Source organism: Marivirga sericea (assembly GCF_900177665.1).
Lineage (GTDB): Bacteria > Bacteroidota > Bacteroidia > Cytophagales > Cyclobacteriaceae > Marivirga > Marivirga sericea.
On record NZ_FXAW01000001.1, the window covers coordinates 608,694 to 621,843 of the forward strand.

Consider the following 13,150-nt stretch of genomic DNA (forward strand, 5'->3'; position numbering starts at 1 on the left):
TAGTTAATAATCGCAACTTCCAATAGGACTACCAGGAGGTAATGATGGAATAGGAGCAACATTATATTCCTTAGGTGAATCCATAAAAATACTAATTTGGGTTACTATCATTTGATTATGAGATTTTTTCAAATCGCTAACTCTTCCACTAACTTTTACAAGCCTGTTGGAAATCTCAGTTAAAGCAGACATGAGTTGGGCTCTTGCCAATGCGGACAGATTTCCATTTTGGATAGTTTTCATAAGGTGATTTACGAAAACAGATTGAGTAGTAAGTTGTATGGCTTCATAATAACTATTGCTCACCTTTTGATTAAATAAAATGTCTTCAAAAATCTCAAGTGTTTCCTGAATGCCTGGGTATTTGATATCTCTAGCATGATATTCAACTAGCCTATTCAGTCTTTGTGGATGCATTACCAATTCAAAAACCATTGAGGCTCCTTGCTCTGCAGCTCCGATCGCATCAAATGTTACCCCAGTCTTGCCGCTTAGTAATTCTCTATTGTCATAATAACCTAAAGGTCTAGGATATAAAGTATTCAATAACTGCTCAGGTAGTGCCAAATTCTCTGCTTTTACAGAATTGGCTAAGCTGGTAGCTGCTTCAATTTGCCATTCAGCAGGCACAATACTCATCTTTTTTAAATTATCGCCTTTCACTTTGTAAGAATAATCTAAACCGCCAATCAATTTAACAGTGGCTTCTGCTTGATAGCGATGCAGGAAATATATAGGAATTAGCGCTTCCTGAATTTGAGCTAAAGGACGATTATCTTGAATCACATTTTTGCCAAATTTGGAAATTGCTTTTTGTCTAACATGCAGCAAATGGTTAAGCTGGACCGCTGCATCTTTTCCATTATCCCATAAGTGCGCATAAGGATGTGCACCACCTGTGGCTCTGGCATCTCTATCCGAAATAAAGGTTAAACCTTTGCTATTTGCTTCTTTCAAAATACCGGTTAGATAGTCTTGCTCATTTGTTTCACTTGGAATCTCCTCATAACCATATCGGATCGCATACTTATCCCAACTCCCTATATTTTCAGAATAGGCATTTTTTAGACTGATGTTACCTTTTTCATCCAGCTCAATTGTAGGATGAGGATAATCCATTACAGAAGCATCGTTTTCAGTACTAGAAGCGTAGGAGTGAGCTAAGCCCAAGGTATGACCGATTTCATGTGCGGAAAGTTGTCTTAGCCTAGCTAAGGCCATTTTTTCCATAGCGTTGCTTCCTTCAGCATTATCGTAGGGTGCTAAAAGTCCTTCAGCAATCAAAAAGTCTTGTCTTACCCTTAACGAACCTAAGCTGACATGCCCTTTGATAATTTCTCCAGTTCTGGGATCTGTGACACTTGCTCCATAGCTCCAGCCCCGTGAGGAACGATGCACCCACTGAATAACATTATATCGAATATCTAAAGGATCTGCATCTTCTGGTAAGATTTTAACTTGAAATGCATTTTCATATCCTGCTGCTTCAAATGCTTGGTTCCACCATTTAGCACCATCTACTAATGCTGAGCGGACTGGTTCTGGAGTTCCGGGGTCTATATAGTAGATAATCGGCTCAACAGCTTCACTTGTCTTAGCTGTTGGATCTTTCTTTTGTAATCTGTGTCGATTAATTAATCTTTGATTAATATCTTCTTGAATAGGAACTGCATAATCTTTGTAGGTTGTACCAAAATAACCTGCTCTTGGATCAAACTTTCTCGGTTGAAAATTATCATCTGGTAATTGCACAAAGGAGTGATGTTGACGAACTGTGATATTATCTGCATCTGGACTAACAGAATAAATTTCTCGACCTTTTGCTTCTCCTTTAAATGAAATCCAAAAATCTAATTCCGAATTTTCTGGAAAGTTTTTAGACCCCTCAATATTGAATACAGAACGATCTTTGTCTAAACTATAAGAACCTTCTTTTGATTGCTTCAATCTTTGACCTACACCATGTGCATCTCTTATGAAGAAGTCAGTGGCATCTACTAAATGAGCCCAGTCACTCGATGCTTCGATTTCAAAACCATGCAGAATAGAATGAGCAAATGCGTCTTTTACGGCTTTTTTCTCCGCTGCATTATCAGAGTTGGCTCTAAATTTATAATTAGGCTCAAACATCATGATTTTATTTCCGATTTTCTCAAATTTAATGATCTTGGAATTACCAATTTGTCCTCTATCAAGACCGATATCATTAGAACCTAACCCAGCAGAAAGATAGCTTACATAAATAAGGTCTTCATTTAATTTATCTATTTCGAGATAAATTTTGCCTTTTTCTGCATCCCAATAGTAATTCATAAATCCACTGAATTTTTCTTTACCTGAGATCAGTTTGTTGAATTTGGATAATTCAGGTTCGGTACTCTGATTATTTTTCAAAGCATTGCAGGAAACGGAAAAAAGGAGAATAAAAATGTATAAATACTGCTTCATTGTTTTTTGTTTTTCTGATTTCCTGAAAGATAATTAATTATCTAGGAAATTTCAGACATAATTCCTTAGATGGTTAGTGTTAACTATTTCTAAATGTTTCCTATCATTTAATAAGGTTGGTTTATTCGAGATAAGCGTTTTCCTTTTCTCGATTCTAATCCTTAACTTCACATTTTACTTATGGATACTGCATTCAAAATAGCGAACCGATATGAGCTCAAAGAACTTGAGCTAAATGCATTGCTGGAAATCACCCAAGCAATAAATGAGAATTTGCCCGAAAAATCCTTATATAAAATTTACAATTTCACCTTGAGAGCCAATCTCAAATTGGGAAAATTGATGTTACTGGTTAAGGAAAAGAATAATTGGGAACAGAAATTAGCTTTTGGTACTCGTGAAGATTATCAAACGACTGGTGCCAGTGCTCATCAATTGGTGGAAAAAAGAAAGATTTTATTTCCTTCAGATTTAGTTGACTCTCCTTTTGAAGAATTTGATGTTGCTATACCAGTTTTTCATAAGGATGAGCTCTTGGCAATTGTTTTCTTAGGGGGTGTAGCTAATGCTGAAGAAAAGGAGTTAATAGAAAACCATTTGAATTTTATTCAAGCATTGACTAATATTATTATGGTAGCCATTGAAAATAAGAAAATGGCTAGAGAAAGATTAGAACAAGAAGTCTATGATAAGGAGATGGAAATTGCTAAGAAAGTTCAGCAACTGCTATTCCCTAAATCTTTACCTGATAAAAGTAATTTTATAATTGACGCACATTACTCTCCTCATCATACAGTGGGTGGCGATTACTACGATTGGATAGCAGTAGATGACCACAAGAAAATAGTTTGCATAGCTGATGTATCCGGAAAAGGCGTTCCTGCGGCACTTCTCATGTCCAATTTCCAAGCATCATTACGAACCTTATTAAGAAAAACTATTGACTTGGAAGAGGTTATTCATGATTTGAATCATCAGGTTTTTGAAAGTGCTAATGGAGAGAATTTTATCACCTTTTTCATTGCCTTGATTGATTTGAAAGAAAAAGAACTCACATATGTCAATGCAGGGCATAACCCCCCATTTTTGGTTTCTTCTGATGGGTCTATCGAAAAATTGGATAAAGGAACTTTGGTTCTCGGTGCTCTTAAAGAAATCCCCTTTCTAGAGATAGGAACACTGAAAATTACAGAACCACAAACACTTTTGCTATATACTGATGGCTTAACGGAAGCTTTCAATGAGGACGAAGAGGAGTTTGGGCCAGAAAGAGTGATGGAGATTCTGAGTAAGTACATTTCTGCCACACCTCAAGCAATACTAGCTGCAATACTAAAGGAGATTGATGCTTTTATTGGAAAGAGAGCTTTGTCCGATGATATTACCCTTCTAGCGTGTAAGTATCATGTTTGATTATGCGTGGTACAAAACTCCTCAAATAATACAACGTTTTTTTCCTTCTTTATTATGGAAAGTAGACTCAGAAGATAAAGTCATTTATCTAACTTTTGATGACGGGCCGATTCCTGAATTAACCATTCAGATTTTAGAAATATTGAAGGAGTTTGACGCAGAAGCCACTTTTTTTTGTGTTGGTGATAATATTAGGAAGTATCCTAAAATCTTTCAATCAATATTAAATAGCAGGCATAGTGTCGGGAATCATACCTATCATCACATGAAGGCATGGAAATCGTCAAATCAAGACTATCTGGCTAATGTAGATCTGTGTCAGCAGGAGATTGAAAAGCATATTTCTCCAGATAGAAAGCTTTTCAGGTTTCCTTATGGCCAGTTTAATTTTCAACTTATTCGTACCCTTAAGACAATGGGTTTTGAACTTGTGATGTGGGATGTGCTCTCAAAAGACTACAACATCTCAATATCAGCAGATACTATACTCGAGAAGAGCATCCAAAACTCATTGAACGGTAGTATTATAGTGTTTCATGATAATGTAAAAGCCAAAGATAAAATATTGCAATTCCTACCTTTGTATCTCAAGTATTTTTCCGATATTGGATACAAATTTAAAAAACTATGACCTATCTATTTTTAGGCCTATTGACGATTATTCTTATTGTAATCTTTGTGGACTTAATTTTGTGGATGGCGTGGAAACCAAAAGCTGAGAACCCAAAACCTTACGAAGGTGAATTGCCTTTTATTTCCATTTTAATTGCTGTTCGAGACGAAGTCCATACTGTAAATTATGCCTTAAATTCATTAGAGAAGCTTGATTATCCAAACGATAAATACGAGGTTTTAATGGGGGACGATGGCTCGACAGATGGAAGTACCAAAATAATGCAAGAGTGGGATAAAGAAACTAATAACTTTTTGTATACCCCTATCAAGAATAAAATCGACCATTTGGATGCAAAGGCTAATGTTTTAGAGCAATTAGCTGCTAAAGCAAAAGGTGAATATTTGATGATAACTGATGCTGATGTGGAAGTTCCGCCAAGTTGGCTAATGAAGCAATTAGCTTGTTGGAAAACGGGTTCAGGTATTCAAAGTGGCTTCACGATCATAAAAGCCCAAGATTTTTTTTCCAGTATGCAAATGTTAGATTGGAGTCTGGCATTGGGCATGGTAAAAATCGTTAGTGGCTGGAAAATACCTGTCACAGCAGTTGGGAATAATATGATGATAAGCAAAGAAGCTTACACCAAAGTAGGGGGCTATAAGAATATTCCTTTTTCAGTAACGGAAGATTTTGCCTTATTTCAAGCTGTGGCAAAAAAAGGATATCTATATCAGCAATTGGCAAATGAGGATAGTCTAGTGAGAACTTTTGCAACAAGGGGTTTTTGGAATTTAATGAATCAACGGAAAAGATGGATGCGTGGGGCATTGAAACTACCAGCATTCATGGTGACTATTTTAGTTTTGCAAGCTTTATATTATCCCGCAATGCTTGCAATGATTTTTGTTAATCCCTTCGTGGCCATTCCATTATTTGGTTTAAAGATTACGCTGCAAAGTCTTTTTATCAGCAAAATTTTGGAGAGACTTAATCAATATGTGCCTTTAGGTAATCTTTTTATATTCGAATTTTATAGTGGTTTCATTTCTGTTGCACTTCTTTTCTATTATATCTTACCTTTGCCTGTGAAATGGAAAGGAAGAAAATTTGCTAAAGGATGATTGAAACACACGCGCATTTATATGCGGAGAAATTTGATGAGGATAGATCAGAAATGTTAAGTAGGGCAGAGGAAGCTGGAGTGGAAAAATTCTACATGCCGAACATTGATCATGAGTCTATCGAACCCATGTTAGAAGTTGAGGATAAATATCCTCATACAGTTGCTACTATGGGAGTTCACCCTTCCTCTATAGAAAAGCATTTCGAGAAACAGCTTTACGAAGTGGAAGATTGGCTTAATAAAAGGAAATTTGTTGCCATAGGAGAGATTGGCTTAGATTTCTATTGGGATAAAAGCTTGATGGAAGAACAAAAAGAAGCTTTAAAAATTCAAATAGGTTTAGCAAAACAGCATCAGGTCCCTATTATTTTACATTGTAGAGATTCTTTTCAAGATACTTATGAGATTGTAAAAGAGATGAAGGATGAAAACTTAAAGGGAGTATTTCATTGCTTTTCAGGCACTGCAGAAGATGCGCAAAAAGTTATTGATTTAGATTTTTATATTGGCATAGGAGGGATAGTAACGTTCAAAAATGGTGGTTTGGCTGAGCATATTTCTAAAATTGATGTAAACCGAATGGTTCTGGAAACAGACGCACCTTACTTAGCTCCAACTCCAAAAAGGGGAAAGAGGAACGAGCCGGCCTATCTAGAATTAATAGCTCAGAAAATAGCAGATCTGAAGCGTATGCCAAAAGAAGAACTTATATCAGTAACTTCCACTAATGCTAAAGCATTATTTTCCTAAATGAAAAAGCCTTACGAATTAATACATATTGAAACCGCTACTCCTAAAGCGCCAGAAAGTGCGGTAATGATTATCTATACAGGTGGAACTTTGGGAATGGTGTATAATGAGGAGATGGCACTTGTCCCTTTTGATTTTCAGAATATTTTAGACGAAGTTCCCTCTTTAAGAAATTTCAATCTTAAAATAACAGTAGCCTCTTTCAATAATCTAATTGACTCATCAAATGTGAATCCAAAACACTGGGATGATATCGCTGGATTAGTAGAAGATAATTATAAAGAATATGATGGTTTCATAGTAATTCACGGAACCGATACTATGGCATATACAGCTTCTGCCATAAGTTTTATGTTAGAAGGGTTGAATAAGCCTGTTATTTTCACAGGGGCTCAACTACCCATTGGCGCAGCCCGTTCTGATGCTCGAGAAAATCTGATAACAGCTATTGAAATTGCAAGTCAGAAGTTAAATCATAGGCCTATCGTTTCTGAGGTATGTATTTATTTTGATAATCTTTTATTGCGAGCAAATCGAGCTAAAAAGGTAGAAAGTGTTCAATTTGATGCATTTCAAAGCGAGAATTATCCAGTTTTAGCAGAAGCAGGAGTTATTATTGAGTATAATTTTTCTGCTCTTAGGCCATTTCAGGCTGATTTGGAATTAAAAGTAAGAAAGGACATACAACAAGAAGTGGCGATTCTTAAAGTTTTTCCGGGTATTTCAAAAGCACTTGTAGACGGTATTTTGTCAATTGAAGGTCTGAAAGGGCTTGTAATTGAAACCTATGGCTCCGGTAATGCCCCAACAGAAAAATGGTTTATAGATTCACTGCAAAAAGCAATTGATAAAGGTATTTTAATTTTAAATGTTTCACAGTGCATGGGGGGTAAAGTGATTCAAGGGAGATATCAAACCAGTAAGGACCTTCAATCCATTGGTGTAATAAGTGGTAGCGATATAACAACCGAGGCTGCAATCACTAAAATGATGTATGTATTAAGTCATGCACACAACAAAGAAATGCAACAGAATTATCTAATTAAGCCGCTTCGTGGTGAAATGGAGTGAGTTGTTTTAAAGTAGATACATGGAATAATATAATATTAAACTACAATCATTCTATTTGCAATTTATTTGCATGTTATTATTGTATTAATATTTACCATTTGACATAATGGGCTTGCATGAAGAATAAATTATTAATTTATTTGTGCACGTTTGAAAAGAGTTCAATCGATAAATATATGTAAACAGATAAAGGAGAGGTGCCAGAGTGGTCGATCGGGCTCGCCTGGAAAGCGAGTGTGCCTTCACGGGTACCGAGGGTTCGAATCCCTCCTTCTCCGCATTTTGCTCAATTTGCTGGCACTATTGTGAATATTATTAATAATTATTGAAGCATAGCGTTAAAGAATTGCTAAAAAAATTTTCTGTTTGTGGATATTTGTGTAAAATTGAACTTAGTTTACATTTAACTAACATACAATAACTAAAAAAGAAAATTACAAACAACTTAACTATGAAAAAGCTATTTGTTTTAATGATGATGACCGGAGCTCTTGCATTCGGTTTTAATGGCAATGCAATTGCTCAGGACGAGGAAGCAACTTCTGGAATGGAAAATGATACAACTGCTATGGAAGGGGACTCTGCGGAGGTATCTGATTCAGCGGCTGTAGAAGAAGTAGATACAACTGCTACTGCTGTTGTTGAAGAAGAAGAAGTGGTAGAGGAGCAAGGCTTTCACCAAGTCGTAAAAGAGAAGTTTATTGAAGGTGGATGGCAGTTCATGTCAGTAGTTTTAATATGTTTAATCTTAGGATTAGCTATTTCTATTGAAAGAATCATTACCTTAAACTTAGCAACTACAAACACTAACAAATTATTGGCTAATGTAGAAGATGCATTGAGTCAAGGTGGTGTTGATGCTGCAAAAGAAGTAACCAAAAATACTAGAGGGCCAGTAGCTTCTATCTTTACTCAAGGGTTAATGAGAATGTCTGAAGGTGTTGAAATGGTTGAGAAATCTGTAATTTCTTACGGTTCTGTTGAAATGGGACGTTTGGAAAGAGGTTTGGTTTGGATATCATTATTTATCTCTCTTGCTCCAATGTTGGGTTTCATGGGTACTGTAATCGGTATGATTGACGCATTTGATTCTATTCAAGAAGCAGGCGATATTTCTCCTTCTTTGGTTGCTGGTGGTATTAAAGTAGCCTTGTTAACAACTGTTGCTGGTTTGATTGTTGCGGTAATCTTACAATTATTTTATAATTATTGCGTTTCTAAAGTAGATTCTTTAGTAAATCAAATGGAAGATGCTTCTATTGCTTTAGTTGATGTTTTAGTAAAGCATAATCTTACTAAGTAAGTTTAACCTCAAAAAATTTACTATATGGAAACTGTAGGAGTTAATATAATGCTATATGCAGCTTATTTATTAGTAATCATCGCAGCGTTAGGTGCGATTGTATTACCATTGATAAGCGCATTGAGCAACCCAAAAAGCTTGTTAAAATCAGTTTTGGGAGTAGTAGTAATAGGTGTAGTTTACATAGTCGGCTGGGCGATCTCAGGAGATGAAGTAACTGCTAAGTATATTGAGTTTGATATTACAAACACTTCGTCAAAGGTAATAGGTGGTGTATTAATTACCACATATTTATTAATGGCAATTGCAGTAATATCGATTGTATATTCAGAAATTAGTAAAATCATAAGATAATGGCTAGAAGTAAAGGAAGATCAAAAGCAGAGGTGAATGCAGGCTCAATGGCCGATATTGCGTTCTTGTTGTTAATATTCTTTCTTGTAACTACTACCATTGCGTCTGATAAAGGTTTGACCTTAACTTTACCTCCTGAGCCGGATGATGCCGAGCAGATAGATGTTAAGATTAAGGATAGAAACTTATTTAAGGTTGCTATTAATTCAGCTGATCGCCTCTTGGTAGAGGGTGAACGATTGGATGACTACACACAGATCAAAGAGATGTTAATTGAGCATGTTTTAAATCCAAGTCAAAATCCTGAATTATCAGAAAGTCCACAAGATGCAATTGTTTCCTTTAAAACAGATAGAGGAACAAGTTATGAGATATATATTAATGTATTGGATCAGCTGCAAGGTGCCTACTATCAGATTTATGCTGAAAGAGCAGGTGTAACGGCTGAAGAATTTAGAGGTTTAAATTTGAAAGATCCAAAGGAAAAGGCTATTTACGAAAGAGGTAAAGGAGATATTCCAATGGCGATTTCTATTGCGGAACCAACAAATATAGGAGGGAACTAAGATATGTCAAAGTTTAAAAAGAAAAGCAATGCAAGTCAGGAAATTCCTACCTCTGCATTACCGGATATTATTTTTATGCTCCTCTTCTTCTTCATGGTGACTACAGTATTGAGAGAAACCGAAATAAAGGTGGAACAAACAATACCTAAAGCAGAGCAGTTGAAGAAGATTGAAAGAAAATCGCTTGTAAGCTATTTGTACATCGGAAAACCTAAGCAGACTGAGAAGTTTGGGGGAGAAGCTAAAATTCAAGCAAATGATGTATTTATTGAACCAAGAGATATTCTTTTATGGGTCGCAAAGGAAAAAGATAAATTAGCGGAGGCTGAGAGAGATAAGATCACAATCGCTATGAAAGTAGATAGTGAAGCAAAAATGGGAATTATTTCTGATGTTCAACAGCAGCTTAGAAAAGCAAATGCTCGTAAGTTAATGTACAATACGTTGAAATTAACTAGTAAGGATAAAAATAATTCCTTATTGTAAGTCTCTTATATTATTTCGAAAACCTCATTTCATTTATTGGAATGAGGTTTTTTTTTGTAAAAATTCGCAGTATATAACTCTGGAACTTTGAAAATTAACCAGTCAAAAACTATTAATGCATGGTGTATGTACGATTGGGCTAACTCAGTCTATGCTATTGTCATTAAATCGTCCATATTTCCTGTCTTTTATAATACAGCAACACAAAATGCCTTCAATGGTGATATCGTTGATTTCTTTGGTTTTGAACTGGTCAATACCGCATTATACTCTTTTGCCATTTCATTTAGTTTTCTGGTCGTTGCGCTTGTGTCTCCTTTGCTCTCGGGTATAGCCGACTATTCGTCTAGTAAAAAGACCTTTATGAAGATTTTTACATATTTAGGTGCTTTTTCCTGTATAGGACTTTTCTTTTTCACAGGAGAGAACGTAGAATGGGCTATAATATGTTCTATTTTAGCGAGCATCGGGTATTCTGGTAGTTTAGTTTTTTACAATTCATTTTTGCCAATTATTGCAACGCCAGATAGACATGATATTATCAGTGCAAAAGGATTTTCTCTTGGCTATGTTGGGAGTATTATATTATTGATTATTAATTTGATATGTATATCGAACCCTCAGTGGTTTGGTCTTGAAAGTACTGGATTAATTGCCCGATTTTCATTTTTGACGGTTGGTTTATGGTGGATTATTTTCGCTCAGATTACTTTCAAAGTACTAAAGGAACCTAAAACGGCCATAAATTATTCAAAGTCCTTAGTAGCTAGTGGCTACAAAGAGATATTGAAGGTTTTTCAGGAATTGAGATCGCAACTCATCTTGAAATATTTCCTCACATCATTTTTCTTTTATAGTATGGGCGTTCAAACTGTTATGTATATGGCAGCATCTTTTGGTAGCAAGGAATTGAATTTACCAGGAGATAAATTGATTTTTACAATCATTATTATCAATGCGGTTGCAATTATTGGTTCTTATGCTTTTGCTTATGTTTCGAAACGGAAAACTAATAAATTTGCTTTGTTGATTATGCTGGCCATTTGGGTAGGGATTTGTATTTATGCCTACTTCGTATATACCGATTATCAGTTTTATGTTTTGGCCTTTATTGTAGGACTAGTTATGGGTGGAATTCAGTCTCTTTCCAGAAGTACTTATTCCAAAATCATGCCTCAACAATCTAATGATGAGGCTTCTTACTTTAGCTTTTATGATGTAACTGAAAAGCTTGCGGTTGTTGTAGGAACTTTTTCATATGGCTTTATTGAGCAATGGACTGGAAGTATGCGTAATAGTACCATTGCATTAGGACTATTTTTTGCTGTAGGTATAGGCTTCCTCCTCATGATTAGAATTCCTTCAGCTTTAAATTATAAAAGATTTTAATCAGTCTGAGGCATTTTGCATTTTCTCTTCCATCATTTTTTCTTTTCTTCTCATTTCTTCCTGAGTAGCCTCAAGTTCTTCCATATTTTGCCTTAATTCCTCTTCTTGTGCCCTCATTTCTTCGGCTTGCTGTTGCATTTGTTCTAATAGAACTCTTGTTTTCTCATTGTTTTGGGTTGTAGCGATGGCTGATGCAACATATTCTCCTGCTTTTTCTAAGAATCGAACTTGATAATCTTCAAATTTTTTAAATGAAGCTAGCTCAATTAGAGCTTGTACTTTTTCATTATACAACATTGGAACTATTGCTAAGCAAGTAGGAGTGGAGTCTCCTAAGCCAGATCTTATGAAAGTATAATTCTGTGGAATTTCTGTTAGAAGCAGTGTTTCTCTTTCTAAATAAGTTTGACCAACCAAGCCTTGCCCAATTTGCAGTTTCTTATCAACAAATTTACGTCTATCAAAAGCATATGCTGCTGAAAGTTCTAGATGTTTTTCATTTTCATCTCCTTCGTCCTGAATGAGAATGAATAAACTTCCTTGTTGAGCATTTAAATATTGAGTTATATACTTGGTTGCTTCAAAGGTAAGTTCTTTCGTGTCTTGCTCACTATTTCTGATGATTTCAGTTAGTTTTGATAGGCCTTCCGTGGACCAAATACGCTTCTTGTTTTCCATATCAGCCAGTTGCATTTGTTTTTTCATTTCAATCAACTGGCCAGCAAGATTTTTATCGTTTAAGGTTCTGTTTTCATCTGTCATTCCTTCCCATTCAACATCAAACTCTCCAGAAGCAACCTTTCTAACATAATTTGCTGCTTTTTTTAGATTCTCAATTGAGCCATTTAGGATCTTAGCTGCGCCTCGAAAACGATTATCTCCGTCATTGAACAAATATTTTTTATTGTTTTCTCTTAAATTTATAAGTAAAGCTGTACGGTTTTTTTCGTCTTTTCTTAATTTAATTAGAATGAATATTAAAGTTGGTAGACCGATCAACAAAAGTAAAAGTTGGACAATGGTATTTTGAAAAATTGCTCTTTCGTATCTTTCTTGAGCTTTTTCCACTAGTTTTTCTTCAAATTCATAAAGTCTGTTAGTAAATGCATCATTTATTGGCCAAAAGGTCCTTCCAAAGTCGTTTCGTAATATTGCTTTATAGGCATCTAGGTCATCATTTTTCAGGTGCTCCACCATTTCTTCATACATATCAGCATATTTTTTAAAACCTGCTTTCAACTTTGGATAATTAACGGGATCAGAATAGTCTTGAATTGCAAAAAGACTATCCAATGTTTTGAAATTTTCTCGATTTTCCCTTCTTGCATTTGCTACACTCCAGAATAAAAATCCATCCTCTCTAATAAGGGCATAGCCTCTTCCACTAATGTCCATTTGTCGGATATTAAGTAATGTATTTTCAGAGACTCTCATCACCATATCGGCTTGTTCTTGTGTCTCGAGAGCATCACTCATTACTTTTTGATTGTAAAAGGAAAGCGTAACACTTAATAGTATGAGCGCAGAAACTGCATATATAGCGATGGATATCAAGTGCTTATTTAAAAATCTCCTCATAATTCCGTAAAAATTTATACTATTATCTACTTTAAATTAGGATATAATTCCTT

The 13,150-nt window shown here is 35.4% G+C and carries 12 protein-coding genes and 1 tRNA gene; 11 read left to right on the forward strand and 2 right to left on the reverse strand.

Translation table 11 applies throughout. The features are described 5' to 3' along the window. Positions 1-3: 3 nt before the first annotated feature. Entirely contained in the window at positions 4-2,448 is a 2,445-nt protein-coding gene (locus B9Y84_RS02385; protein ID WP_085515493.1) for a zinc-dependent metalloprotease, read from the reverse strand. Positions 2,449-2,628: 180 nt separating this feature from the next. Here B9Y84_RS02385 and B9Y84_RS02390 point away from each other — a divergent pair, with 180 nt between their 5' ends. The 11 genes from B9Y84_RS02390 to B9Y84_RS02440 all read left to right on the forward strand — a co-directional run bounded on the left by B9Y84_RS02390 (position 2,629) and on the right by B9Y84_RS02440 (position 11,519). Beyond that, positions 2,629-3,861 (forward strand): PP2C family protein-serine/threonine phosphatase, encoded by a 1,233-nt coding sequence (locus tag B9Y84_RS02390; RefSeq protein ID WP_085515494.1) that lies wholly within the window; start codon positions 2,629-2,631, stop codon positions 3,859-3,861. Next, on the forward strand, positions 3,854-4,492 hold the full coding sequence (locus B9Y84_RS02395; RefSeq protein WP_085515495.1) for a polysaccharide deacetylase family protein: 639 nt from the start codon (positions 3,854-3,856) through the stop codon (positions 4,490-4,492). The genes B9Y84_RS02390 and B9Y84_RS02395 overlap by 8 nt, the downstream gene beginning before the upstream one ends. Further along, positions 4,489-5,598 carry a glycosyltransferase family 2 protein gene (locus tag B9Y84_RS02400; protein ID WP_085515496.1) on the forward strand — a complete coding sequence of 370 codons (1,110 nt, stop codon included), beginning with the start codon at positions 4,489-4,491 and terminating at the stop codon, positions 5,596-5,598. Before B9Y84_RS02395 ends, B9Y84_RS02400 begins: the two co-directional genes overlap by 4 nt. Beyond that, positions 5,595-6,350 (forward strand): TatD family hydrolase, encoded by a 756-nt coding sequence (locus tag B9Y84_RS02405; RefSeq protein WP_085515497.1) that lies wholly within the window; start codon positions 5,595-5,597, stop codon positions 6,348-6,350. Before B9Y84_RS02400 ends, B9Y84_RS02405 begins: the two co-directional genes overlap by 4 nt. After that, on the forward strand, positions 6,351-7,421 hold the full coding sequence (locus tag B9Y84_RS02410) for an asparaginase (RefSeq protein ID WP_085515498.1): 1,071 nt from the start codon (positions 6,351-6,353) through the stop codon (positions 7,419-7,421). Between the two features lie 191 nt (positions 7,422-7,612). Continuing rightward, positions 7,613-7,699 (forward strand) — tRNA-Ser (locus B9Y84_RS02415). A gap of 173 nt (positions 7,700-7,872) precedes the next feature. Continuing rightward, a complete protein-coding gene (locus B9Y84_RS02420; RefSeq protein ID WP_085515499.1) occupies positions 7,873-8,724 on the forward strand; it encodes a MotA/TolQ/ExbB proton channel family protein in 852 nt (283 codons plus the stop codon). A gap of 24 nt (positions 8,725-8,748) precedes the next feature. Beyond that, positions 8,749-9,078 (forward strand): hypothetical protein, encoded by a 330-nt coding sequence (locus B9Y84_RS02425; RefSeq protein WP_085515500.1) that lies wholly within the window; start codon positions 8,749-8,751, stop codon positions 9,076-9,078. Beyond that, positions 9,078-9,644, forward strand: coding sequence for an ExbD/TolR family protein (locus B9Y84_RS02430; RefSeq protein ID WP_085515501.1), 567 nt, complete (start codon positions 9,078-9,080; stop codon positions 9,642-9,644). Before B9Y84_RS02425 ends, B9Y84_RS02430 begins: the two co-directional genes overlap by 1 nt. A gap of 3 nt (positions 9,645-9,647) precedes the next feature. Further along, on the forward strand, positions 9,648-10,130 hold the full coding sequence (locus B9Y84_RS02435; protein WP_085515502.1) for an ExbD/TolR family protein: 483 nt from the start codon (positions 9,648-9,650) through the stop codon (positions 10,128-10,130). Between the two features lie 87 nt (positions 10,131-10,217). Continuing rightward, positions 10,218-11,519: an MFS transporter gene (locus B9Y84_RS02440; RefSeq protein WP_085515503.1), complete on the forward strand. Its 1,302-nt coding sequence runs from the start codon at positions 10,218-10,220 to the stop codon at positions 11,517-11,519. Here the strand turns inward: B9Y84_RS02440 and B9Y84_RS02445 are convergent, their stop codons facing one another. Next, complete coding sequence (locus tag B9Y84_RS02445; protein WP_085515504.1) at positions 11,520-13,097, reverse strand: GAF domain-containing protein; 1,578 nt, start codon at positions 13,095-13,097, stop codon at positions 11,520-11,522. It lies immediately after the preceding gene. Positions 13,098-13,150 lie beyond the last annotated feature (53 nt).

Coding starts and splice junctions, on each gene's coding strand:
- B9Y84_RS02385 (WP_085515493.1), bottom strand. CDS start 2,448: ATGAAGCAGTATTTATACATTTTTATTCTCCTTTTTTCCGTTTCCTGC.
- B9Y84_RS02390 (WP_085515494.1), top strand. CDS start 2,629: ATGGATACTGCATTCAAAATAGCGAACCGATATGAGCTCAAAGAACTT.
- B9Y84_RS02395 (WP_085515495.1), top strand. CDS start 3,854: ATGTTTGATTATGCGTGGTACAAAACTCCTCAAATAATACAACGTTTT.
- B9Y84_RS02400 (WP_085515496.1), top strand. CDS start 4,489: ATGACCTATCTATTTTTAGGCCTATTGACGATTATTCTTATTGTAATC.
- B9Y84_RS02405 (WP_085515497.1), top strand. CDS start 5,595: ATGATTGAAACACACGCGCATTTATATGCGGAGAAATTTGATGAGGAT.
- B9Y84_RS02410 (WP_085515498.1), top strand. CDS start 6,351: ATGAAAAAGCCTTACGAATTAATACATATTGAAACCGCTACTCCTAAA.
- B9Y84_RS02420 (WP_085515499.1), top strand. CDS start 7,873: ATGAAAAAGCTATTTGTTTTAATGATGATGACCGGAGCTCTTGCATTC.
- B9Y84_RS02425 (WP_085515500.1), top strand. CDS start 8,749: ATGGAAACTGTAGGAGTTAATATAATGCTATATGCAGCTTATTTATTA.
- B9Y84_RS02430 (WP_085515501.1), top strand. CDS start 9,078: ATGGCTAGAAGTAAAGGAAGATCAAAAGCAGAGGTGAATGCAGGCTCA.
- B9Y84_RS02435 (WP_085515502.1), top strand. CDS start 9,648: ATGTCAAAGTTTAAAAAGAAAAGCAATGCAAGTCAGGAAATTCCTACC.
- B9Y84_RS02445 (WP_085515504.1), bottom strand. CDS start 13,097: ATGAGGAGATTTTTAAATAAGCACTTGATATCCATCGCTATATATGCA.